We start from the raw sequence: 22,188 nt of genomic DNA on the forward strand, positions 1-22,188 counted from the left end.
AACGTGTGGGCTCGGCGTCGGGCGCGCGCTCAACTTGCGCGTCCTGCGTGTTCGCGCCATCGGCTCCGGCGTCGGCCGGGTCCGAGGTGTTCCGCGCGTTCTCCCGGCGGAACGTTTCGTAGATCTGGGTGAGCGACTGCTTCTGGGCCACGGTGAGATCACTGTCCGCGGCGATCGCGGCCAGCACGTCGTGCCCCTCGCGGTCCAGCAGCCCGGCCCGCAGGTACATCAGCGGGGTCGACACCCGCAGCGCGCCCGCCAGCTGGGCCAGCACCTCGGCGCTGGGTTTGCGCAGGCCACGCTCGATCTGGCTCAGGTACGGGTTGCTCACTCCGGCCTGCTCAGCGAGCTGCCGGAGCGAGATACGCGCGTTGCGGCGCAGGTCACGGATGAACCCACCCAGGTCGCGCGGCTCTTCGGTCACGCTTACAGACGGTAGCGCGAAGTGCTAGCTGGTTGCAAGCAAAGTGCTAACTCTGGCTAGCGTGAACCGGGTCACCACACCGAGCGAACCACGCCCACCTCGCGCCCGCCGCCCAAAACCGGAACCCGGCCCGGAAGGTTCACCCCGAGGCGTGCGAACGCCGACGCGAGCACCGGGAACCGCGCCCGCATGCCACCGTCGTCGATCTTCAGCGCGACCGCGCCGACACCCGGGACGGCGGCCGCCGCCACGCCCTCGGCCCCGCCCTTGAGCAGCAGGCCCGGCACCGCGCGCATCAGCCGCGTGTCGTCGTCACCGGCGTCGTCGCCGGAGACCAGCACGGGGTACCGCCGCATCGCATCCGCCACCGCCCGCTCCTGCGTGCCCTCGGGCGCGTGCACCAGGCGCAGGAACGATCCCGCCAGTCCGCGCAGCGAGAACGCGAGCACCGGCGCACCGCAGCCGTCCACCCCGGTCGCGCGGATGGGCTCGCCGGCCAGCTCGGCGACGGTCGCCGTGAGGTGCTCCTGGAGCGGATGGGCCGGGTCGAGATAGGTCTCCAGCGGCCACCCGTTGGCCCGCGCGGTCCGCAGCATCCCGGCGTGCTTGCCCGAGCAGTTCATGAACACCCGCTCACGGCCGTGCCCGGCGCGCACCACGGCATCGCGGGCGTCCTCGGACAGCGGAAAATCGGGCGGGCAGCGCAGGTCGTCCACGGTCAGCCCGGTCCGGTCCAGAAGAGCCTGAACCGCCGTCACGTGTACTGCCTGACCTCGGTGACTCGCCGCCACCAGCGCGAGGTCGGGGCCTTCCACGTCGAGCCCGGCGCGCAGCATCCCGACCGCCTGCAGCGGCTTGGCGGACGAGCGCGGGAACACCGCCCCGAGCACGTCCCCGGCCCAGGCCGCGACCTCGCCGTCGGCGCCGAGCACGACGACCGACCCGTGGTGCCGGCTCTCCACGATCTCGTTGCGCACCACTTCGGCGAGCGGTTCGCCGCCCGCGTACAGGTCAGACACGGTCGACCTCGCCGTCGGCGCCGAGCACGACGACCGACCCGTGGTGCCGGCTCTCCACGATCTCGTTGCGCACCACTTCGGCGAGCGGTTCGCCGCCCGCGTACAGGTCAGACACGGTCGACCTCGCCGTCGGCGCCGAGCACGACGACCGAGCCGTAGTGCCGGCTCTCCACGATCTCGTTGCGCACCACTTCGGCGAGCGGTTCGCCGCCCGCGTACAGGTCAGACACGGTCGATCCCGAGCAGCTCGCGGGCCTGGCCGGCGGTCATCGGCGGGCGCTGGGCGAGCCGGGCGAAGCCGCTGGCCCGGGCCACGAGCTGGGCGTTGCTCTCGACCGGCTGCCCCTTCGCGTACGTCACCGTGTCCTCCAGGCCGACCCGCAGATGACCGCCGGCGGCGAGCGAGGCCAGCAGCACGGGCAGCGAGGAGCGGCCGATGCCGGTGGCCGAGAAGGTGGTACCGGCGGGCAGGTCCTTGATCGCCGCCTCGCACGCGGCGACCGCGGCGACGGTGCCGGGCATCCCGCCGGGCACGCCCATCACCAGGTCGACGTGCACGTGCCCACCCGCGGGCAGGCCGTGCTTGTCGAGCAGGCGGGCCAGGGTGGTGAGCTGGCCCAGGTCGAAGATCTCGTACTCCGGGACGATGCCCCGCTCCTGCATGCGCAGGTGCAGCTCGACGATGAACTCCCAGCGGTTGAGGAACACGTCGTCGCCGAAGTTGACCGTGCCCATGGTGCAGGAGGCCATGTCGGGCCGGGCGTCGAGCACCCGCAGCCGGTCGGCCTCGGGGTCGGTCACCGCGCCGCCGGTCGAGAGCTGCACGATCAGGCCGGTCGCCTCGCGCAGCGCGGCCACCGCGTCGGTGAGCCGGCCCAGGTCCAGCGTCGGCTCCGCCTTGTCGTCGCGGAGGTGGACGTGGATCACGCTCGCCCCGACCGCCTCGCAGTCCCGCGCCGTCGTCACCAGTTCGTCCAGCGTCACGGGCAGCGCCGGCACGTCCGTTTTGCGGTTTTCCGCGCCGGTCGGGGCCACCGTGATCAACGTCGTCGTCATCACGACGCCGAGTTTTCCACGATCCGGGACCGCACCACGACTCCGGGTCGACCCAGGCGGCCGACGGGCCTTGGTGCGGCTGCCCCGGCCGCGCCGATCCGCCCCGGCCGCGCCGATCCGCCCCGGCCGCGCCGATCCGCCCCGGCCGCGCCGATCCGCCCCGGCCGCGCCGATCCGCCCCGGCCGCGCCGATCCGCCCCGGCCGCGCCGATCCGCCCCGGCCGCGCCGATCCGCCCCGGGCGGTCGAGGCGGCCTCAGGCCTGCGGGTCGGTTCCAGCGCCGCGCCGATCCGCTCGGGCGGTCGAGGCGGCCGGTGGAGCGGCCTCAGGACTCCGGGTCGGTCCTGGCGCCGCGTCGATCCGCTCGGGCGGTCGAGGCGGCCGGTGGGGCGGCCTCAGGACTCCGGGTCGATCCGGGCGGTGGACGGCCCCACTCGCAGTGGCGAGTCGGGGGTGAGGTTCTGCTTCACGACGGCCAGCGCGATCATGCCCAGCTCGTAATGGCGGACCGCGGTACCGATGAAGCCGACCGGTCGCTCGTTGCCCTCCACCAGCACGGGGGAGTGCCGGGCCGGCAGCTCGTCGGTGGCGATCCCGTCGAGGTGGAGCAGGGCGAGCTTGCGCGGCGGCCGGCCCAGGTGGTGCACCCGGGCGATTGTCTCCTGGCCGCGGTAGCAGCCCTTCTCCAGGTGTACGGCGGGCGCGGTCCAGCCGACCTCGGCCGGCAGGGTCTTGTGGTCGGTCTCGAACCCGGCCCGCGGGCGGCGGGCGGCGACCCGCATGGCCTCGAACGCCCAGATGCCGGCGAGCGGCAGCCCGAGATCGTCGACCACGGTCGGCACGACCTGGCGGGGGACGAGGAGGTCGGCACCGTACGGCATCCGGCGCACCCAACCGCCGTAGGTGAGCCGCTCCACGGCGTAGACCGCGGTCGGGCGGGGCGGCACCGAGCCGGTGGCGAACTTCGCGTCCGGCACCGCGAGCAGGTCCGGCGGCAGCATCGGGCCGACGCCGAGCGAGATCAGGACCTCGTCCGTCTGCGGCCCGACCACCGAGAGCAGGGCCCAGTCCTGGGTGACCTCGGCCGGCTCGACCCGCATGAGGAACCGCATGCGCTCCAGGAACTGCAGCAGCCCGGGCGCGTCGGCGGTGTCGAGCCAGGTGGCCGCGCCGTCGTCGGTGAGCACGGCGTGGTGCTCGACGTGCCCGTGCGGCGAGAGGACCAGCAGCTCGGAGCCGGTCATCGGGGCCAGGTCGGTGAGGTGCTGGGTGGTCAGGCTGTGCAGCCAGCCCAGCCGGTCGGCGCCGGGCACGGCCAGCACGCCGGTGTGCGAGCGGTCGACCAGACCGGCCGCCGTGTCGAGGGTGCGCTGCTCCTTGGCCGGCTCGCCGTAGTGCGCGACGGCGCCGGCATCGGGGTCGGTGGGATCGAGGGCGGCGACGGGGATGGCGCTCAGCATGGTGCTCCCTTGCTCGTACCGCAGTCGCCGCACACGCCGAACAGCGCCACGTGCCCGATGTCCAGGCGGAAGCCGCGCGCCGCGAGCAGCTCGCCGGCCAGCTGGTCCAGGGCCGCGGACGGCAGCTCGCGCACCGATCCGCAGTCCCGGCACACCAGGTGGGCGTGCTGATGCTCGTCGACCGCGTGGTACGTGGGCGCGCCGTGCGACAGGTGCGCGTGCGTGATCAGCTCGAGCTCCTCGAGGAGTTCGAGCGTGCGGTACACGGTGGTGATGTTGACCCCGGCCGCCTTCCCCGCCACCTCGGCGTGGATCTGGTCGGGCGTGGCGTGGCGCAGCCGGTAGACGGCCTCGAGCACGAGCTGCCGCGGCGCGGTCAGCCGTAGCCCGCGCGACCGAAGCAGTTCCGCGAGGTCCACAGCTCCCAATCTATCCCGCGACCCGCTCCAGCCGAGCGGACAGGTGGACCTGGAGCGGCTGCCCGACGGCGGCCATGTCGAAGGTGTACAGCAGCGCGCCGTCGACGATGCCGTAGAGCCGCTGGCCGCCGCGCACCTCCTTGGCGGTGCCGGTGCGCCCGACGCCGTCCGTGGCCATCTGCCACTGCGTGGTGGTGCGGGCGATGCCGGTGTACAGCTCCACGATCCCGGTCGGCGCGCTCGTCAGCACCTCGAGCTCGTCGGTCGCCTTGCCCTCGTCGGTGAGCACCGGCCGCCACCAGCCGACCTCCCGCTGGGCGGGCCGGATCGGGTTGGCGTCCTCGTCGATGAGCCACGAGCGCGACTCGTAGAACAGGAACGGCCGGCCGTCGTGGCTGAAGCGGATCTGCTGGCCGTAGTGGAAGCCCTCGATCGTCGGGTAGTCGCCCTGGCCGCGGCCGCGCCACACCCCGACGAGCGGCAGCAGCCCGAGCAGGGCCGGATGCAGGTCCGGTCCCTGACGCAGGTCGTGCGTCTCCTCGTACGGATACTCACCGACCTGGGCGAGCCCCGCCCACGGCGGCTGATCGTCAGTCACCAACGCCCCCTCGACACCCGAACCGCGAGATAGATCAGCCCACCGGCCAGCGCACCCATGCCGGCGACCAGCAGGCTCACGAACCCGATCTCCGTAACCATCACCGGAATCCTATGCTGCGGAGCATGGCCCGTTCTCTCGTCGTCAAGGCAACCGCCGGATCAGACGCCCCGGAGCGCTGCTCCCAGGCCTTCACCGTGGCCGCGACCGCCGTCGCCGGCGGCGTGCCGACCTCGCTGTGGCTCACCGGCGAGTCGGCGTGGTTCGCCGTGCCCGGGCGCGCCGCCGAGTTCGAACTCCCGCACGCCGCGCCGCTGCCCGACCTGCTGGAGGCCATCCTGGCCGGCGGCACGGTCACGGTCTGCACCCAGTGCGCGGCCCGCCGCGGCATCGGCCCGGACGACGTCCTGCCCGGCATCCGCATCGCGGGCGCGGCGGCGTTCGTCGAAGAAGCGCTGGCCGACGGCGCGCAGGCGCTGGTGTATTAGGGCGATATGTCGGGCGCTGACGCGCCGCGACATATCGGAAATATCAGCATTTAGCAGCCCGCCGTCGAGCTCACGATCAACTTGTCGCCGTCTCGGCGGAGCGTGAGGCCGGCTGAGCCTGCGCGGTACACGAAAAGCTTCTCGGTGTCCAAAACGACCGCTGAGGCGGGAACTGTGGCCCGCACGGCCTGGCCGTCGCTGGTGACGACCGCCTCCACGGTCCACAGCGCGCCGCATGCCGGGCTGGTGAGCCGGTGCGTGCTCCACTCGGCCGGCGGCTTGCCCAGCGTGTCGAGGACGGCCTGGACGGGGGCGCGGTTGGCGTTCTCGGACTGCGGTGTGGCCTCGGTGACGGGCGCGTCCTGCACCCGGCAGCCCGTGTCGGCCGAGAAGCGCAGGATGCCCTTGTCGGTCACGGTGCCGCGGACCGCCACGAAGTTGCCGGCGTCGGCGCTGAGGATGTCGGTGGTGCCGCTGTGGGCCACCTCCGCCTCGTACTCCTTGGGCAGCGCCGCCTTCACCCGGTCCAGGGTGGCGGCCTCGGCGTCCTGCTTGACGTACACCATGAGGTCCCGGCTGAACCGGGTGCCCTCGCGGGCCGTGGTCACCCGGCAGCTGACCTCCGTGCGCCGGTACCCGCCGAGCGCGGCGACCGAGCCGGCCGGGTCAAGGGCGGCGTAGATGCGTCCGAGGGCCGCGTCCACCGTCGGCAGGGCGTCGGCGATCGTGGTCTGGTCGCGGGCGGTGGGCGGGTCGCTGGAGTACGAGTACAGCGCGAGCCCGGCGATGACCACGGCCCAGGCGACCAGTCCGGCGATGATCCAGCGACGCTTCACGGCGGTCATCCTCGCAGCCACATAGTGAGACGCCGCCCGCCGGGGCGAACCCGGCGAGCGGCGTCACGTCACACGGTGTCAGCCGACGGTGACGGCGACCTCGTTGAGGCCGCGGTCGGCGGCGAGGGTGGCGTCGCCGTTGCCCTGGCGGGACAGGGCGCGCAGCGTCCAGGTGCCCGGGGCGGCGAAGAAGCGGAACTGCCCGGCCGGCGAGGTGACGACCTCGGCGGTGAACTCGCCGGTGGAGTCGAGCAGGCGCACGTACGCGCCGCCGACCGGCTCGGACCCGGAGCGGACGACCCCGGTGATCACGGTCTCCTTCTCCACGTCGACGCTCGCGGGGATGGGTGCGCTCTGGTCGGGCGCGGCGCAGCTGTCGGTGCTCATGTCAGTACCTCTTCCCTCAGGCCTGGCCGGGCTCGTCGCCCAGCGCCACCGGCACGCCGACCAGCGAGCCGTACTCGGTCCACGAGCCGTCGTAGTTGCGCACGTCGGCGTGGCCCAGGATCTCCTTGAGCACGAACCAGCTGTGCGAGGAGCGCTCGCCGATGCGGCAGTACGCGATGGTCGGCTTGCTCTCGTCCAGGCCCGCGTCGCCGTAGATCTTGCGCAGGTCGTCGTCGGACTTGAAGGTGCCGTCCTCGTTCGCGGTCTTGCTCCACGGCACCGAGATCGCGGTCGGGATGTGACCCGGGCGCTGCGCCTGCTCCTGCGGGAGGTGCGCCGGGGCGAGGAGCCGGCCGGCGAACTCGTCGGGAGAGCGGACGTCGACCAGGTTGTACGAGCCGATCGCCTTGATGGCGTCGTCGCGGAACGCGCGGATCGAGAGGTCCTGGTCGTGCACGGCGGAGTAGGTCGTCGCCGGGCGGTTGACCTCTTCCTTGTTCAGCGGGCGGCCGTCGAGCTCCCACTTCTTGCGCCCACCGTCGAGCAGCTTCACGTCGCCGTGGCCGTAGAGCTTGAAGTACCAGTACGCGTAGGCCGCGAACCAGTTGTTGTTGCCGCCGTAGAGCACGACGTGGTCGTCGTTGCCGATGCCCTTGCTGGACAGCAGGGCCTCGAACTGCTCCTTGTTGACGAAGTCCCGGCGGACCTGGTCCTGCAGCTCGGTCTTCCAGTTGATCCGGACGGCGCCGGGGATGTGCCCGCCGTCGTACGCGGTGGTGTCCTCGTCGACCTCGACGAACACGACGCCGGGGGTCTCGAGGTTCTGCTCGGCCCAGTCGGCCGTGACCAGGGCGGATTCGCGACTCATGGGTGTTCTCTCTCCCAGGATTGAGTTGGGCACGCGGGCATGGTGCCGCGCGCGACCCAGGGGGACGGATCACGGTTTCGACGATGAGTCGCAAAAAGCCCGGCGGGCCAGACTCATCGGTCTGGGGCGCCGCTGCCTCGAGCCGTCAGAAGAGCACGCTGCAGGGCCGCACCACTAGGGGCGGCAACACAGGCACGTGGCCACGCGGCACAGGTCGACCGCGCGCCTTTTCGTGAGCAGCATGCTCATAGTCCGGCAGCCTAGCATCGCCGAGCGTGCCCGCCCAGGGTCCGCCGCGTCACTGATCCGTGAGCTTGACGTCCGCGGCCGAGGCCGTGACCTGCAGGCCCGCATCGGTTGTCTGCACCGAGTTGACCACGAGGTTGTAAGGGAGGCCGGGCAGTTTCACCGACACCTGCAGTTTGCTCTGGTACTGCTTGATCAGCGAATTGATCTGCGAAGGCAGATTGCCACGGTCGGTCGTGACGGACTCGAGCTTCAGCCGCACCTTGCCCGTCTCCACGACCATCGCCCCCTTGGCGATCAGCGTGAGACTGAACCCCTGGAACGACAGCGGCACCCGCATCTCGATCTTGTTGTCCACGACCTTCAGGTCGACGTTGGACGGGTCGATCGAGGACGGCAGCCCGGCCACCTCCAGCAGCGGCCGTACGTTCTCCCACGACATCGTCGCGTTGCCGGCCACGACCCCGGCGACCACGTCACCCCGGCCGTTCATGAGATCGCGGGCGTCGGCCTTGACCGAGCGCGCCTCCACCGTGAGGGTGTCCAGCTTGACGTTGTTGACCTGCGGCTTCGTCAGCGAGATGGTGATCTTCTTGTACTCGCCGGCGATCACCTGGGTCAGGAACGGGAACCCGGTGATGGTCACGTCGGGTTCGCCCTCGTACTGGACGTTGTTGGCCGCGAGCTGCGACTTCGTCTCCTCGGTGATCCGGTCGTCGGCCGCGCTGGCCGCGATCCGGTCCACCACGACGAGCACCCCGACCAGGATGATCACCAGCACGACCAGCACGATGCCGATCTTGGCCCCTCGCCTCGCCGCCACTGGGACTCCCTCCGACCGTGGTTGCACCGCTCGTACCCACGAACGAGTTTTTCTTACCGCTGCAAGTGTGCGGATGGTCTTACTGGCGCTGCTGGTTACCGTCGGTGTCCTTAGAGCCGTGGGCGGACGGACCTACTGGCGCTTTTGATTACCGTTCGATGTCCTGAAGAGCAGTGGGGGAGCTCCGCTCCACCCACACCCCCTCAACACCGCACCTGGTGGGATGAGGGGGCGAAAGTCATACAAGCAGAAGGTCGTAGGAGCGGGCGCCCCCTCAAGAGCGCACCTGGTGGGATGAGGGGGCCGAAAGTCGTAGAAGCAGGCAGGACGTCGTAGAAGCGGGCGGAAGTTATAGGAGCAACAGGGTGGAGGCGACGTAGGCGGCGGGGGCGGCGAAGGCTAGTGCGCCGATGGGGCCTTGGATGTGCCTGGCCAGCCATAGGGCGGGCTCGTCGCCGTCGATGAGGCGGCTGGCTTCGGCGTAGCCGACGGACAGGTCGACCATGACCGCGACGATGGCTGTGGCCAGGCCGGCCAGGGCGCTCGGCAGGGGGTCGAGGCCGTCCAGGTAGTTGCCGATCGCGCCGGCGGCGGCGGTGCCGACCATGGTGCCCAGGACCACGCCGGCGCCGCCGCGGGGGACCTGGGGTGCGATGCGCGGCAGGGCGGCGATCGAGTCGGCGAAGCGGGCGATGAACAGGGCGATGCCGGCGGCGGCCAGGCAGGCCACGATGGCCTGGGTGCCCTTGGGGCTGCGGCCCAGGACGATCAGGCTGGCCAGGGAGACCACGCCCAGGGTCACCACCAGCGAGGAGCCCAGGGACTCGGTCACCCGCTGCCGGCCGGCCGGGCGGGTGAGCTGGCCGACCACGCCGATGATGAAGCCGGCCGCGGTGACGTACGCGAGGGGGGCCAGGGACGCGGGGCGGGTGAAGACCGCGGCCGCGTCGGTGCCCAGGGCGACCGCGATGCCCACGGTGCCGACGACCTTCGGGGCCGGCGGGCGGCTCGCGATGGTCCAGACGGCGACGAAGAGGGCCTGGACGCCGAACATGACCACGGCGTACGACTCGTGGCGGGTCTGCGCGCCGACGATCAGTGCGATGGCGACCAGGGCGGCGAAGCCGGCCACGCCGAGGGAGACCCAGCGGCGCACGGGCGGCAGCGGCTGCTGCTGCCCGTCGGGGGCGTCGTCACCCGGGCGGAAGTCACCCGCGCGGGAGTCGTCCGGGCGGGCGTTGTCCTGGCGGGAGTTGTCCGGGCGGGAGTCACCCGCGCGGGAGTCGTCCGGGCGGCGGTCACCCTTCGAGTGGTCGGGGCCCGCGTCGCGGCGACGGCGACGGGCGGCCGGCTCGGTGGCGTCGGGCCAGGCGCCGAAGTCCTCGGTGGGCGGCGGGGATGCGGGCACGCAACGATGGTGCCAGAGAGTGGGCGTTCCGGCCGCGCCGGGGACAGCCGAGTCTCTTGAGGTGCTGGAAGTGGGTCCGGGCCATAGGGCCGTACGAAACAGTGGACCGGCGGCCGTGGCACCCGAAAGTGGGCCCGAAACGGCCCCAACACAACGGTGAAATACAGTAGAAACGCTGGTCACGGAGCCCATATCACGTTGCCGGAAACGGTGGGGTGTGGCTCACCCGACTGTCTCGAAGTGCGGTTCGACCGGTCGCAAAACGTGAATACTCCGATATTCTCGTTCGGGACAAGCCACATACCTCCCGTCAGAGTTGCCGGGACGCTAGCGAGCCCACAGCGCCCCTCCTCGAGGGAGCGCCGCGGCCACGGAGGTGACTCGTGGAGATTCTGCTGCTGACCGCGGCGCCCGCGGGCCAGGTGGTCCTGCCGGGACTCGACCTGCTGCCCCACACGGTGCGCACCGCTCCGCGCGACGTCCGCACGCTGGTGAGCGGGCCGAGCCCCGACGCCGTGATCGTCGACGCCCGCACCGAGCTCGCCGACGCCCGCGCCACCTGCCGGATGCTGCACGCCACCGGGCTCGGTGTCCCGCTGCTGGCCGTGGTCACTGAGGCGGGCCTGGTCGCGCTGCACGCCGACTGGGGCCTGGACGACGTCATCCTGGCCACCGCCGGGCCGGCCGAGATCGAGGCCCGCCTGCGCCTGGCCGTCGGCCGGCTCAACTCGGCCGCGGCGGCGAGCGGCGGGATGATCAAGGCGGGCGAGCTGACCATCGACCCGGACACCTACGCCGCGAAGCTCAAGGGCCGCCCGCTCGACCTGACCTACAAGGAGTTCGAGCTGCTGAAGTTCCTGGCCCAGCACCCGGGCCGGGTGTTCACCCGCGACCAGCTGCTGCGCGAGGTCTGGGGCTACGACTACTTCGGCGGCACCCGCACCGTGGACGTCCACGTGCGACGGCTGCGGGCCAAGCTCGGCTCGGAGTACGAGTCGATGATCGGCACGGTCCGCCAGGTCGGCTACAAGTTCGTCGTCCCGCCGTCCCGCCCGCTCCACGACTCCGAACCGGTCCGGGTCTAAGTCCCGGCTGCGGAGCTAGGACCAGGTGCGGTCTTGAGGGGGTGTGGGTGGAGCGAAGCTCCCCCACCGTTTTTCAGGACATCGAACGGTAGTCAACCGTGCCAAATGGTCCTTCCGCGAACCCCCGCTAGATTGATCGAATGAGCACAGAGGTCCAGCGCGCCGATCGTCTTTCCCAGGATCAGGTCGAGCAGGTGCTCGCGCTCATGCGGGCGGCAGGGGACACCGATGGCGCGCTGCCGCTGTCCGAGCACGTCGTGCTGCATTTGCGGGACGGGGGCGAGGCACCGGCAGTACACCTGCTGGCTTTGGATGACGACAACGTCGTGGGCTATGCGCACGTCGACACCACCGACGCCGTCGAGGGGGCCTCGGCCGAGCTGGTCGTGCACCCGTTGCACCGGCGCCACGGACTCGGGCGCGCGCTGGTCACGGTGGCCATGGCGGTCGCCGACGAGCGGGCCGACGGGCGGCTGCGGCTGTGGGCGCACGGTGATCACCCGTCGGCGTCGGCGCTGGCCATCCGGCTGGGCTTCGATCGGGTGCGGGTGCTGTTGCAGCTTCGGCGCTCGCTGTTCGCGCCGCTGGACGAGATTCGCCTTCCCGCGGGTGTACGTCTCCGTGCCTTCGAGCCCGGCCGGGACGACGAGGCCTGGCTGGCCGTCAACTCGGCCGCCTTCGCCGAGCACCCCGAGCAGGGGAAGTGGACCCTCGAAGACCTGCACGTGCGGCTGCGCGAGCCGTGGTTCGAGGCGGCGGGGTTCATCCTGGCGACCGACGAGCGGGACGATCGGTTGCTCGGCTTCCACTGGACCAAGGTGCACGGGGAGACCCATGTTCATCCGCACGACACCGGCGAGCGGCCTCATGCGCACGAGCCGATTGGTGAGGTGTACGTTCTCGGCGTCGCCCCCGACGCGCACGGTGGCGGCCTCGGCCGGGCGCTGACCCTGGCCGGCCTGCACCACCTGCGCAACCGGGGCCTGGCCCAGGTGATGCTGTACGTGGACGAGAGCAACACGCGGGCCGTGGAGCTGTACCAGAAGCTCGGGTTCGTGCGCTGGTCGAACGACGTTTCGTTCCAGCGCGCGCTGTGATCTGACTCTCTGTAACGGTGATCACCCGGCCAAAACGGACACCACGCATCACCGCTGGGCAGTTCACCCAATGGCCAACTCGCCTCCGACCAGGCGTCATCTGCGGAGAGTGACCTGTTCACCCCGCGTTCACCCTTCTCCAGAGGGGTGGTTACCTACCCCTCTTAGCGTCGCTGTCAGTCGACGAACTGCGTCGGCCTTCCGACTCCCTCCCCAGGCATCGGAAGTCGGATTACTCCCGACGAAGGGACCGCAGTGAACTTCAAGCGGCACGGCCTCATCGCCGGCATCGCGCTCACCGCGACGCTCGCGCTCGCCGCGTGCGGCTCGGACAACAACGAACCCTCGACCTCGGCGACCGGCGGAGCTTCCGGTGGCACCGGCAGCACCGTCGAGTGCGCGAGTGGCACCCTTACCTCGCAGGGCTCGAGCGCCCAGGGCAACGCCATGGCCGAGTGGGCGAAGGCCTACCAGCAGAAGTGCTCGGGCGCCCAGGTGAACTACCAGGCGACCGCCTCCGGTGCGGGCATCACCGCGTTCCAGGGCGGCACGGCCGACTTCGCCGGTTCCGACTCCTCGCTGAAGTCGGGCGACGAGCAGACCAAGGCCAACGCCCGCTGCGGCGGCGCCCCGGCGCTCAACCTGCCGATGGTGACCGGTCCGATCGCGATCGCCTACAACCTCGACGGCGTCAAGGACCTCCAGCTCAAGCCGGAGACCATCGCCAAGATCTTCGCCGGTACGGTCAAGACGTGGGACGACGCCGCCATCAAGGCGGACAACCCGTCGGCCACCCTGCCCTCGACCGCGATCCTCGCGGTGCACCGCGGTGACTCCTCCGGCACCACGGAGAACTTCACCAACTACCTGACCGCGACCGCCCCGAGCGCCTGGACGTTCGGCAAGGACAAGGTCTGGAAGGCACCGGGCGGCTCGGGCGAGCAGAAGTCCGACGGTGTGGCCGGCGCGATCAAGAAGACCGCGGGCGCCATCGGCTACGTCGAGTGGTCGTTCGCCAAGACCAACGCCCTCGCGACCGCCAAGGTCTACAACGGCGCGGGCGAGTACACCGCCCTCACCGGTGAGGCCGCCGGCAAGACCATCGCGGGCGCCAAGGTCACCGGCACCGGCGACGACCTCGCGATGACGATCGACTACTCCACCAAGGAGGCCGGGGCCTACCCGATCGTCCTGGTGACCTACGAGATCGTCTGCAGCAAGGGCAACCAGGCCGACAAGCTCGCGCTCCTCAAGGGCTTCCTCGGCTTCACCTCGAGCGCCGACGGCCAGACCCAGCTCGACAAGCTGGGCTACGCCCCGCTGCCCGAGACGGTCCGCGCCAAGGTCGCTGCCTCCGTCAAGAACCTGGCCTGACAGGAAGTCTCGTTGAGCCAGACGACTCAGCCCGCCACCTCCGTCGGTTCGCCCGACGGAGGTGGCGGTCTTCCGCCGCGCAAGCGGTTCAGCGGTGACATCATTTTCCGCGGAACCGCCACGGCCGCCGGCTCGATGGTGCTCGTCATCATCGCGGCCATCGCCATCTTCCTGCTCGTCAAGGCGATCCCGGCCATCAGCAAGGACACCGAGAACTTCCTGACCTACAAGGACTGGTTCACCGACGGCGACCAGCCGAAGTTCGGTGTCGCCGCGACCGCCTTCGGGACGGTGCTCACCGCCGTGCTCGCGCTGCTCATGGCCGTTCCGGTGGCCCTGGGCATCGCGCTGTGCCTGTCGCACTACGCACACCGGCGGGTCGCGACGGCGCTGAGCTTCGTCATCGACCTGCTCGCGGCGGTGCCGAGCGTCGTGTTCGGTCTGTGGGGCCGGGACTACTTCTACGAGCCCATCTCGAACTTCTCCGCCTGGCTGCACGATGTGGCGGGCTGGCTGCCGATCTTCGGCAGCGAGGGCCCCTACGGCAAGTCGGTGCTGCTGGGTTCGGTCGTGCTGGGCATCATGATCCTGCCGATCGTGACCTCGCTGTCCCGTGAGGTGTTCCTCCAGACGCCTCCGGAGAACCAGGAGGCCGCGCTCGCGCTCGGCTCGACCAAGTGGGAAATGATCCGTACCGCGGTCATCCCCTACGGCCGCGCCGGCATCATCGCCTCGGTCATGCTCGGCCTCGGCCGCGCGCTGGGCGAGACGATCGCGCTCGCACTGACCCTCGGCAGCGTCTTCGCCGTGAACTTCGACCTGCTGGGCCCCGGCGGCGTCACCATCGCCTCCAACATCGCCAGCCGGTTCGGCGAGGCCAACGAGTTCGGCCGCAGCGCGCTCATCGCGTCCGGTCTGGTGCTGTTCGCCATCACGCTCGTCGTCAACATGGCCGCCCGCGCGATCGTGTACCGGCGTCGTGAGTTCGTGGGAGGCAGTGCGTAATGGCCGTCGAGACCCCCGTTCGCAGCCTGGGCGTGCAGGACGCGTCCCAGCTGCGGGCCAAGACGCTGCCGTCGTGGTCGCCGTGGGCGGTCGCCGTGGTGGCGATCGTCCTGTCCTACGTGCTGATCAACCTCACCGGCGCGGGTGGCTGGGTGCTCACCGGCGTCGTCGCCGCGGTGCTGTTCGTGCTCCTCATGGGAGCCGCGGCGACCGTGGTCGAGGGCGGCCGGTCGGCCCGCAACCGCATGGCCAGCATCATGATCTACGGGGCGTTCATCCTCGCCCTGCTGCCGCTGCTGTCGGTCGTGTGGACCCTGCTCGACAAGGGCAGCGACCGCCTCGACGGCAACTTCTTCAACACGTCGATGAACAACATCGGCCCGTTCGACGAGCAGGGCGGCGCGTACCACGCCATCATCGGCACGATCGAGCAGGCGGGAATCGCCACGCTGATCACCGTGCCGCTGGGCATCCTGGGCGCCATCTACATCGTCGAGTACGGCCGGGGCTGGTTCGCCAACCTCATCCGCTTCTTCGTCGACGTCATGACCGGTATCCCCTCGATCGTCGCCGGTCTGTTCATCCTGTCGTTCTGGGTGTTCACGATCACGCCGCTGTACAGCTCGGACGGCTTCGCCCACTACTCGGGCTTCGCCGCCGGCCTGTCGCTCAGCGTGCTGATGCTGCCGACCGTCGTGCGCTCCGCCGAGGAGATGCTGCGGCTGGTGCCGACGGCGCTGCGTGAGGGCTCGTACGCGCTGGGCGTGCCGAAGTGGAAGACGATCACGAGCATCGTCCTGCCGACGGCCGGCCCGGGTATCGTCACCGGTGTCATGCTGGCCGTGGCCCGCGCGTGCGGCGAGACGGCTCCGGTGCTCCTCGTGGCCGGTGGCGCCTCCGCGATCAACTTCAACCTGTTCGACGGCAACCAGTCGTCGCTGTCGCTGTTCGTGTATCAGCAGGCCGGTGTCGCCTCGGAGTTCGCGCCTGGGCGGGCCTGGACGGCCGCTTTGACGCTGGTCGTCCTCGTTCTCGTCCTCACCGTTGCCGCGAAGCTGCTCGCCCGCCGCAACAAGCTCGCCCGATAATCACTGGAGCGCCAACATGGCAAAGCGGATTGAAGCCCACGGCGTCACCTCGTACTACGGATCGTTCAAGGCGATCGACTCCGTGTCGATGACGATCGAGCCCAAGTCGGTCACCGCCCTGATCGGACCCTCGGGTTGCGGCAAGTCCACGTTCCTGCGGTCGATCAACCGCATGCACGAGGTGCTGCCCAACGCGCGCATCGAGGGCCAGCTCCTGATCGACGGGCAGAACATCTACGACCGCGACGTCGACGTCACGGCCGTGCGCCGGATGATCGGCATGGTCTTCCAGCGGCCGAACCCCTTCCCGACGATGTCGATCTTCGAGAACGTCGTCGCCGGCCTGCGCCTCAACGGCGTGCGCAAGAAGTCGGTGCTGGAAGAGGTCGCGGAGAAGGCGCTGCGCAGCGCCAACCTCTGGAACGAGGTCAAGGACCGGCTGGGTCGCCCCGGCGCGGGCCTGTCCGGCGGTCAGCAGCAGCGGCTGTGCATCGCCCGGACGATCGCGGTCGAGCCGCAGGTCGTGCTGATGGACGAGCCCTGCTCGGCCCTCGACCCGATCTCCACGCTCGCGATCGAGGACCTGATCACCGAGCTGAAGAACCAGTACACGATCGTGATCGTCACGCACAACATGCAGCAGGCGGCCCGTGTCTCGGACCGCACCGGCTTCTTCTCGATCGACAAGACCGGGGAGCCGGGCCGGCTCATCGAGTACGACGACACCGCGAAGATCTTCACCAACCCCTCGGTGAAGAAGACCGAGGACTACATCACCGGCCGCTTCGGCTAGGCCGATTCACGCACCAGGACGATTCACGCACCAGGACGATTCACGCACCAGGGCGGATGGCGTCGGACGGGTCCCGTTCCGGCGCCGCCGCCAGCGCGGCCTCGATGCCGCCGGCCTCCGCGAGCTCCAGCAGCGTGTGACTGGTCGGCGGCAGCATCGTGTACCGCCCGTCGGCCGCCTCGCCCGGCGCGCACCACACGTGGTCGTCGGCCTCGCCGCCCACGTCCCGGGTCACCTGGCCCTTGGGCAGCAGGGCGAGGAAGAAGTACGTGTCGAAGCGCCGGGGCTCGAACTCCGGCGTGACCCAGCGCGACCACGGCGCCAGCAGGTCGCTGCGCAGCACCAGCCCGTTGCGGCTGAGGAACTCGGCGAACCCCAGCTCCCGCGCGATCAGCGCCCGCCGCGCCTGCTCCCAGTCCGGCCCGCTCACGTCGCCGACCACGGTGTCCGCGTCGGCCCCGGCCAGCAGCACCCCGGACTCCTCGAACACCTCGCGCACGGCCGCGCAGACGACCGAGCGGGCCACCGACTCGTCCAGCTTCAGCCGGGCCGCCCAGTCCTCCGGCGACGGCCCCGCCCAGCCCGGCACGACCGCGGCGTCCCGCGGGTCGACCCCGCCGCCGGGGAAGGCGTACATCGAGGCGGCGAACGCCATCGTCGCCACCCGCCGGATCAGGTACGCCTCGAACGGCTCCCGCAGCAGCACCACCGTGCTCGCCAGCCTCGGCCGCACCGGGACGCCACCCTCCGCCTCGAAGCGGCGGGCCATCTCGGCCATCTTGGGCGGCAGCTTGTACGAGACCATGAACCTACGTTAAGGGGTGGCCTCGTGGCCGGCGCGACCGTGGGTCCTCCGCTGCTCCTTCATCTCGGCCTCGAACAGGTGCCGGCGCCCCTGGGCCAGTTTGTCCCGGGCGTCCCGTTCGAGGTCCTTGAACACGGTGTAGTACCCGTCGTCGAAGTCCTCCACGATCTGGAAGGTCCACCGCCCGGCGATCACGTTGCGGCCCAGCAGCTCCGTCTCGACCCGCTCCGCCTCCTCGTCGTGCCCGGCCGCGCGCAGGAGGTCCACGGCGTCGTCGAGCATGAGGTCGGCGTGGCCGATGAGCTGGTGCAGGTCGTACAGGCGGCCGCGGGCCCGCTCCACGGTCTCCAGCGCCTCACTGAGCTTGCCGAGGGCCTCGACGGTCTTGTCGGAGAGCCCTTCCGGGCGGGTGTGGGCGGCATCGGGGCCGCTGTGGTTCTGGTCGTTCATGACCACCGTGTACCCACATAGGCTGTCCCCATGAGTGATCGCATCCGCTGGGGGATCCTGTCGACCGGCTCCATCGCCGCCACGTTCGCCGAGGACCTGAAGCTGCTCCCCGACGCCGAACTGGCCGCGGTCGGCTCGCGCAGCACCGAATCGGCGGAGCGCTTCGCCGCCGCGCACGGCGTGACCCGGGCCCACGGGAGCTGGCAGGCGCTGGTCGAGGACCCCGACGTCGACGCGATCTATGTGGCGACCCCGCACAGCGCCCACTACGAGGCCTCGATGCTCGCGCTGCGGGCCGGCAAGGCGGTGCTCTGCGAGAAGCCGTTCACGCTCGCCGTCGCGGAGTCCGAGGAGATGGTGGCCACCGCTCGCGAGCTCGGGGTCTTCCTCATGGAGGCGATGTGGATGCGCTGCATCCCGGCGATCCGGCGGATGGCCGAGATGGTGCGCGACGGGGCCATCGGCGAGCCGGTCGCGGTGCACGCCGACTTCGGCATGCAGGGGCCGTTCCCGGAGACCTCGCGGCTGCGCGACCGCAAGCTCGGCGGCGGGGCGCTGTACGACGTGGGGATATACCCCGTGACGTTCGCGCACCTGTTCCTCGGCCGGCCAGCCTCGGTGCAGGCCTGGGCCCGGATGAGCGGCGGCGGGGTGGACGAGAACACGGGCATGCTTTTCGGGTACGACTCGGGCGCCGTCGCCGCGCTCACGTGCTCGCTGCTCGGGGACACGGCCCGGACCGGGATCGTCACCGGCACCCAGGGCCGCATCGACGTCAAGCGGGACTTCTTCCACCCGCACGGCTTCACGCTCTGGCGGGCCGGCGAGACCGAGGAGTTCGAGCTGCCGTACGAGGGCAGCGGCTATCAGTTCGAGGCGGCCGAGGTGCACCGCTGCCTGCGCGAAGGCCTGCTGGAGAGCCCGCTGGTCCCGCTCGGGGAGACGCTGGACATCCTCCGGCTGCTCGCGGAGGTATCCGGAATTGTCGGACTTGACTATTCAAGCTGAGGACTGAACGGGGCGGACGCAGCGTTCCGCCCTCACTACCGTGCGGCGTATGGCTCAGGAACTCCGGGCCGACCCGGACGAATTGATCAAGCTGGCCGCCGCCTGCCTGGCCGCGGCCGACACACTGGGCGGGCGCTACCGCTCGGACCACGGCGAGCTGGACCTGCCCGCCGACGCCTTCGGCAACACCGGGGTGTCGGCCGGGCTGGCCCGCACGGCCGCCGCGGTCGGGGCGAACGCCCACCGGGCCGTCTCAGCACACGTCGAAGTCCTCGAAGAGGACGCCGACGCGCTGCTGCAGACGGCCTTCGCGTACCTGGCCGCCGACCGCCAGGCCATGCAGACCGTAGGCAACGCCAGGCGCGCTCCTGGCTAGGCAGTACGTCTCTTTGTATTCAGGGGCCTTGGCCCACATCACGGGGGAATTACTGATGGTGAAGACGGTTGAGCTGTCCGCCGTCACGGTGGACGACATCTGGGAACTCGCCGCACGACCGGAACTGCTCGGGCGGGCGGCCACAACTTGGCGGGCGGTCCGCGCCGACGTGCGCGCCGCCCTGGACGCCCTGGAACAGGCCGCGGGCCCGATAACTCGGGGCTCCTGGGAGGGCGAGGCCGCGGAGGGGTTCCGGCGGCACTTCGCGCGGTACACGGAATGCCTGCACGACCTCGACGCCGTCCTGCTGGACACGTCCGTAGCCCTGGACGGCGCGGCCGCCCTGCTCCGCAACGGCCGGGACCAGCTCGATGCTGCCTTCGGCTACGCGTCGGGAGTACCGCACCGGCGCGGCGACGGGACCGTCACGTTCGCGCCGGTTGACGCGGCGCAGGAGGCGGCGGTGCGGGCCGCGATCACCGAGGCGCTGGACATCCGGGCGGAATCTGGAGCGAGGGCTGGCCGAGCAGCACGGGCGGCTGGCCGACGCGCAGGCCCGCTGGGAGTCGCTCGGGGCCGTGTGGGCCATGGTCATCGGACGGATGCTGCCGGCCTGGGTGCCGCCGCCACCGGCCGCCGGGATTGACGCGCGCCGGGTCGGCGACGTGTTCGTGGTGCAGGCGACCGGCGGCGCGGACCGTGTCGAGGTCGAGGACGGCTACGTCATCGTCAACGGCGTGCGGCTGATCGTCCCGCCCGGGGCCCGGCTGGTGGTGCGCACCGGCACCGGGGACGACACGGTACGGTCCACCGCCACCACGGGCGCGACCGTGCTCGGCGGCGACGGTGACGACCGGCTGACCGGTGGCCGGGGCGACGACGTGCTCGTGGCCGGCTCGGGCGTGGACACGGTCAGCGGCGGGGCGGGCGCGGACCGCGTCAGCCTCGGGGTCATGGTGCCCGCGGGCGGCACGGTGCCGGAGGGCACCGCCGAGCGCGCCGACCTGGGCGACGGCGACGACCGGCTGTGGGGCAGTCAGGGCACCGACGACGTGACCGGCGGGGGCGGGTCGGACCTGCTTTTCGGTACCGACGGCGACAACCGCATGTCCGGCGACGACGGCGACGACGTGCTGGCCGGCGGCGGGGGCGGCGACCGGCTGCTCGGCGGGGCCGGCTTCGACCGGCTCACCGGCGGCGACGGGCGCGACTACCTCGACGGCGGCGACGGGGACGACGTGCTGGCCGGCGGCCGCGGCGACGACACGCTGTACGGGCTGGGCGGCTCCGACCAGCTGCGCGGCGGCCAGGGCGACGACTACGTCGAGGGCGGCGAGGGCGCCGACCTGGCCGCCGGGGACGAGGGCGCGGACGTGGTCTCCGGTGGCCGCGGCGACGACCAGCTCGACGGCGGGGCCGGGGACGACGTCGTCTACTCCGGCGCCGGGCGCGACGCGGTGCGCGGCGGCGACGGGGTCGACACGCTCTACGGGCAGACCGAGGACACGGTGCGCGAGGTCGAGCGGATGACCGCCGCCCAGACCGCCGACCTGAGCGGGTTCATCGAGGTCGGGGGCGATGCGCAGTACCGGGCGCGGGTCCACGCCGACCTCGACCTGCTCGCCGCCTCGCCGGCGGGCCGCGCGATGCTCGAGGACCTGCGGGCCTCCGGGCAGCGGCTGCACATCGAGCCGCTCGACGCTCGCAACGGCTTCGCGACCTACCGCGACGGGGTGCCGGTCATCCAGTACAACCCGTCCTTCGACGACCGCCCGCCGGTCACGACGCTGTTCCACGAGATGGCGCACGTGTACGACTACGAGCGCGCCAACGCCGACCGCAACGACTACAACCAGGCCAGCGGCCCCGACCACCAGTGGAGAGGCGGGCCGCCGGTGAAGAACTTCGAGCGGCAGGCGGTCGGCCTGCCGATCGACGACGACGGCGACCCGGCCACCCCGAACCGGATCGACCCGGGCCACCCGCTGGCCCGGACCGAGAATGGGCTGCGGGGCGAGCTGGGGCTGGGCGAGCGGGAGCGGTACGGCTCGCCCTGAGCTCAGAACAGCGGGTGGGTCAGCACATACGTCAGCATCGCGATGACGGCGGCGGCCGGGAACGTCAGGATCCAGGCGATCACGATGTCCCCGGCCACCTGCCAGCGCACGGCCGACAGCCGCTTCGTGGCGCCCACACCCATGATCGCCGAGGTGATGCTCTGCGTGGTGGAGATGGGCAGCCCGAGCTGGGAGGTGGTGAACAGCACGCCGGCCGCGACCGTCTCGGCGGCGAAGCCCTGCGGCGGGTCGAGGTCGATGATCTTGCGGCCGAGGGTGCGGATGATGCGCCAGCCGCCCGAGTACGTGCCCAGGGCCAGCACGGTCGAGCAGGCCAGGAACACCCACTCCGGGATGTCGGTCTTGTCGGCGTGGTAGCCGCCCGTGTAGAGGGCCAGCACGATGATGCCCATCGTCTTGGCGGCGTCCTGCATGCCGTGGCCGACCGCCATCGCCGCCGCCGAGACGGTCTGGGCCCGCCGGAAGCCGCGGCCGAGCACGCGCGGGTGGGCCCGCCGGAACAGCCACATGATCGCGATCATGAACAGGCCGCCGAGCACGAAGCCGACCACCGGCGAGACGACCATCGGCACCAGGACCTTGTCCACGATGCCGGACCACAGCACCTTGGCGTCGAGGCCGAACCACACGGCGCAGACGGAGGCGCCGACCAGGCCGCCGAAGAGGGCGTGGGACGAGGAGGAGGGCATCCCGAAGTACCACGTGACGAGGTTCCAGGCGATGGCCCCGACGACCGCCGCGAAGACGATGCCCAGCCCGCTCATGCCGGTCGGCGGGTCGATGATGCCGCTGCCGACGGTCGCGGCGACGTGCCCGCCCAGATGCGCGCCGATGAAGTTGCCGGCCGCGGCCATGAGCAGCCCGGCCCGCGGGGTCAGCGCGCGGGTCGACACCGAGGTGGCGATGGCGTTGGCGGCGTCGTGGAAGCCGTTGGTGTAGTCGAAGATCAGCGCCACCAGGATGACGGCGAGAACTCCTACGAGCTGTGCGCTGATGG

28 protein-coding genes and 1 pseudogene are annotated in these 22,188 nt (G+C 71.1%); 11 read left to right on the plus strand and 18 right to left on the minus strand.

Annotated features, from left to right (window positions below; all coding sequences use genetic code 11):
• Window positions 1-52: 52 nt before the first annotated feature.
• The 9 genes and pseudogenes from ACQP00_RS03005 to mtfM all read right to left on the minus strand — a co-directional run.
• A pseudogene (locus ACQP00_RS03005) lies at window positions 53-424 on the minus strand (helix-turn-helix domain-containing protein); the annotation flags it as partial.
• A 71-nt stretch (window positions 425-495) separates the two neighbouring features.
• Window positions 496-1,443, minus strand: a complete 948-nt coding sequence (locus ACQP00_RS03010; RefSeq protein ID WP_433213945.1) for an asparaginase — start codon at window positions 1,441-1,443, stop codon at window positions 496-498.
• Complete coding sequence (locus tag ACQP00_RS03015) at window positions 1,436-1,558, minus strand: hypothetical protein (protein ID WP_433213947.1); 123 nt, start codon at window positions 1,556-1,558, stop codon at window positions 1,436-1,438. The genes ACQP00_RS03010 and ACQP00_RS03015 overlap by 8 nt, the downstream gene beginning before the upstream one ends.
• Window positions 1,551-1,673, minus strand: a complete 123-nt coding sequence (locus tag ACQP00_RS03020; protein WP_433213949.1) for a hypothetical protein — start codon at window positions 1,671-1,673, stop codon at window positions 1,551-1,553. The genes ACQP00_RS03015 and ACQP00_RS03020 overlap by 8 nt, the downstream gene beginning before the upstream one ends.
• Window positions 1,666-2,499: a 3-keto-5-aminohexanoate cleavage protein gene (locus ACQP00_RS03025; RefSeq protein ID WP_433213952.1), complete on the minus strand. Its 834-nt coding sequence runs from the start codon at window positions 2,497-2,499 to the stop codon at window positions 1,666-1,668. Before ACQP00_RS03025 ends, ACQP00_RS03020 begins: the two co-directional genes overlap by 8 nt.
• Before the next feature lie 395 nt (window positions 2,500-2,894).
• On the minus strand, window positions 2,895-3,959 hold the full coding sequence (locus tag ACQP00_RS03030; RefSeq protein ID WP_433213955.1) for a YgfZ/GcvT domain-containing protein: 1,065 nt from the start codon (window positions 3,957-3,959) through the stop codon (window positions 2,895-2,897).
• On the minus strand, window positions 3,953-4,387 hold the full coding sequence (locus ACQP00_RS03035) for a Fur family transcriptional regulator (protein ID WP_433213958.1): 435 nt from the start codon (window positions 4,385-4,387) through the stop codon (window positions 3,953-3,955). Before ACQP00_RS03035 ends, ACQP00_RS03030 begins: the two co-directional genes overlap by 7 nt.
• A gap of 1 nt (window position 4,388) precedes the next feature.
• The gene (locus ACQP00_RS03040; protein WP_433213961.1) at window positions 4,389-4,976 is read right to left on the minus strand and encodes an FABP family protein; all 588 of its coding nucleotides are present in this window, start codon (window positions 4,974-4,976) and stop codon (window positions 4,389-4,391) included.
• Window positions 4,973-5,077: a small membrane protein MtfM gene (mtfM, locus tag ACQP00_RS03045; RefSeq protein WP_033363477.1), complete on the minus strand. Its 105-nt coding sequence runs from the start codon at window positions 5,075-5,077 to the stop codon at window positions 4,973-4,975. The genes ACQP00_RS03040 and mtfM overlap by 4 nt, the downstream gene beginning before the upstream one ends.
• Window positions 5,078-5,089: 12 nt before the next feature.
• On the opposite strand from mtfM, the gene ACQP00_RS03050 reads away from it, so the two are divergent.
• Window positions 5,090-5,464, plus strand: coding sequence for a DsrE family protein (locus ACQP00_RS03050; protein WP_433213964.1), 375 nt, complete (start codon window positions 5,090-5,092; stop codon window positions 5,462-5,464).
• A gap of 50 nt (window positions 5,465-5,514) precedes the next feature.
• Here ACQP00_RS03050 and ACQP00_RS03055 read toward each other — a convergent pair whose 3' ends face one another.
• From ACQP00_RS03055 to ACQP00_RS03080, 6 genes are all read right to left on the minus strand, one after another.
• The gene (locus ACQP00_RS03055; RefSeq protein ID WP_433213967.1) at window positions 5,515-6,300 is read right to left on the minus strand and encodes a hypothetical protein; all 786 of its coding nucleotides are present in this window, start codon (window positions 6,298-6,300) and stop codon (window positions 5,515-5,517) included.
• A 78-nt stretch (window positions 6,301-6,378) separates the two neighbouring features.
• Window positions 6,379-6,687, minus strand: coding sequence for a DUF1416 domain-containing protein (locus ACQP00_RS03060; protein WP_433213970.1), 309 nt, complete (start codon window positions 6,685-6,687; stop codon window positions 6,379-6,381).
• Window positions 6,688-6,703: 16 nt separating this feature from the next.
• Window positions 6,704-7,555 carry a sulfurtransferase gene (locus ACQP00_RS03065; RefSeq protein ID WP_433213973.1) on the minus strand — a complete coding sequence of 284 codons (852 nt, stop codon included), beginning with the start codon at window positions 7,553-7,555 and terminating at the stop codon, window positions 6,704-6,706.
• Window positions 7,556-7,729: 174 nt separating this feature from the next.
• Complete coding sequence (locus tag ACQP00_RS03070; RefSeq protein WP_433213976.1) at window positions 7,730-7,909, minus strand: Ms5788A family Cys-rich leader peptide; 180 nt, start codon at window positions 7,907-7,909, stop codon at window positions 7,730-7,732.
• A complete protein-coding gene (locus ACQP00_RS03075) occupies window positions 7,854-8,624 on the minus strand; it encodes an LmeA family phospholipid-binding protein (RefSeq protein WP_433213979.1) in 771 nt (256 codons plus the stop codon). Before ACQP00_RS03075 ends, ACQP00_RS03070 begins: the two co-directional genes overlap by 56 nt.
• A gap of 349 nt (window positions 8,625-8,973) precedes the next feature.
• A complete protein-coding gene (locus tag ACQP00_RS03080) occupies window positions 8,974-10,032 on the minus strand; it encodes a hypothetical protein (RefSeq protein WP_433213982.1) in 1,059 nt (352 codons plus the stop codon).
• A gap of 383 nt (window positions 10,033-10,415) precedes the next feature.
• Between ACQP00_RS03080 and ACQP00_RS03085 the strand changes: the two genes are divergently transcribed.
• From ACQP00_RS03085 to pstB, 6 genes are all read left to right on the plus strand, one after another.
• Window positions 10,416-11,117 carry a winged helix-turn-helix transcriptional regulator gene (locus tag ACQP00_RS03085; RefSeq protein ID WP_433055817.1) on the plus strand — a complete coding sequence of 234 codons (702 nt, stop codon included), beginning with the start codon at window positions 10,416-10,418 and terminating at the stop codon, window positions 11,115-11,117.
• Window positions 11,118-11,257: 140 nt separating this feature from the next.
• Window positions 11,258-12,214 carry a mycothiol synthase gene (gene mshD / locus ACQP00_RS03090; protein WP_433213985.1) on the plus strand — a complete coding sequence of 319 codons (957 nt, stop codon included), beginning with the start codon at window positions 11,258-11,260 and terminating at the stop codon, window positions 12,212-12,214.
• Between the two features lie 255 nt (window positions 12,215-12,469).
• A complete protein-coding gene (pstS, locus tag ACQP00_RS03095; RefSeq protein ID WP_433213988.1) occupies window positions 12,470-13,588 on the plus strand; it encodes a phosphate ABC transporter substrate-binding protein PstS in 1,119 nt (372 codons plus the stop codon).
• Between the two features lie 12 nt (window positions 13,589-13,600).
• On the plus strand, window positions 13,601-14,593 hold the full coding sequence (gene pstC, locus ACQP00_RS03100) for a phosphate ABC transporter permease subunit PstC (RefSeq protein WP_433055826.1): 993 nt from the start codon (window positions 13,601-13,603) through the stop codon (window positions 14,591-14,593).
• Window positions 14,593-15,681: a phosphate ABC transporter permease PstA gene (gene pstA, locus ACQP00_RS03105; RefSeq protein WP_433213991.1), complete on the plus strand. Its 1,089-nt coding sequence runs from the start codon at window positions 14,593-14,595 to the stop codon at window positions 15,679-15,681. Before pstC ends, pstA begins: the two co-directional genes overlap by 1 nt.
• 16 nt (window positions 15,682-15,697) lie before the next feature.
• On the plus strand, window positions 15,698-16,474 hold the full coding sequence (gene pstB, locus ACQP00_RS03110) for a phosphate ABC transporter ATP-binding protein PstB (RefSeq protein ID WP_433055832.1): 777 nt from the start codon (window positions 15,698-15,700) through the stop codon (window positions 16,472-16,474).
• Between the two features lie 40 nt (window positions 16,475-16,514).
• On the opposite strand, the gene ACQP00_RS03115 is transcribed toward pstB, so the two are convergent.
• Both ACQP00_RS03115 and ACQP00_RS03120 read right to left on the minus strand, forming a co-directional pair.
• The gene (locus ACQP00_RS03115) at window positions 16,515-17,279 is read right to left on the minus strand and encodes an NUDIX hydrolase (protein WP_433213994.1); all 765 of its coding nucleotides are present in this window, start codon (window positions 17,277-17,279) and stop codon (window positions 16,515-16,517) included.
• A 9-nt stretch (window positions 17,280-17,288) separates the two neighbouring features.
• Window positions 17,289-17,729, minus strand: coding sequence for a hypothetical protein (locus ACQP00_RS03120; protein ID WP_433213997.1), 441 nt, complete (start codon window positions 17,727-17,729; stop codon window positions 17,289-17,291).
• Window positions 17,730-17,759: 30 nt separating this feature from the next.
• Here ACQP00_RS03120 and ACQP00_RS03125 point away from each other — a divergent pair, with 30 nt between their 5' ends.
• From ACQP00_RS03125 to ACQP00_RS03140, 4 genes are read left to right on the plus strand one after another with little or no spacing between them, the layout of a single operon-like run.
• Window positions 17,760-18,737 (plus strand): Gfo/Idh/MocA family protein, encoded by a 978-nt coding sequence (locus tag ACQP00_RS03125; RefSeq protein ID WP_433214000.1) that lies wholly within the window; start codon window positions 17,760-17,762, stop codon window positions 18,735-18,737.
• Window positions 18,738-18,786: 49 nt separating this feature from the next.
• Window positions 18,787-19,113 (plus strand): hypothetical protein, encoded by a 327-nt coding sequence (locus ACQP00_RS03130; protein ID WP_433214003.1) that lies wholly within the window; start codon window positions 18,787-18,789, stop codon window positions 19,111-19,113.
• Between the two features lie 55 nt (window positions 19,114-19,168).
• The gene (locus tag ACQP00_RS03135) at window positions 19,169-19,759 is read left to right on the plus strand and encodes a WXG100 family type VII secretion target (RefSeq protein WP_433214006.1); all 591 of its coding nucleotides are present in this window, start codon (window positions 19,169-19,171) and stop codon (window positions 19,757-19,759) included.
• Complete coding sequence (locus ACQP00_RS03140) at window positions 19,701-21,170, plus strand: M91 family zinc metallopeptidase (protein WP_433214009.1); 1,470 nt, start codon at window positions 19,701-19,703, stop codon at window positions 21,168-21,170. Before ACQP00_RS03135 ends, ACQP00_RS03140 begins: the two co-directional genes overlap by 59 nt.
• 2 nt (window positions 21,171-21,172) lie before the next feature.
• Here the strand turns inward: ACQP00_RS03140 and ACQP00_RS03145 are convergent, their stop codons facing one another.
• Window positions 21,173-22,186 carry an anion permease gene (locus ACQP00_RS03145; RefSeq protein ID WP_433223662.1) on the minus strand — a complete coding sequence of 338 codons (1,014 nt, stop codon included), beginning with the start codon at window positions 22,184-22,186 and terminating at the stop codon, window positions 21,173-21,175.
• Between the last annotated feature and the right edge of the window lie 2 nt (window positions 22,187-22,188).

This window comes from Dactylosporangium sp. CS-047395 (genome assembly GCF_050942185.1).
Taxonomy (GTDB): domain Bacteria; phylum Actinomycetota; class Actinomycetes; order Mycobacteriales; family Micromonosporaceae; genus Dactylosporangium.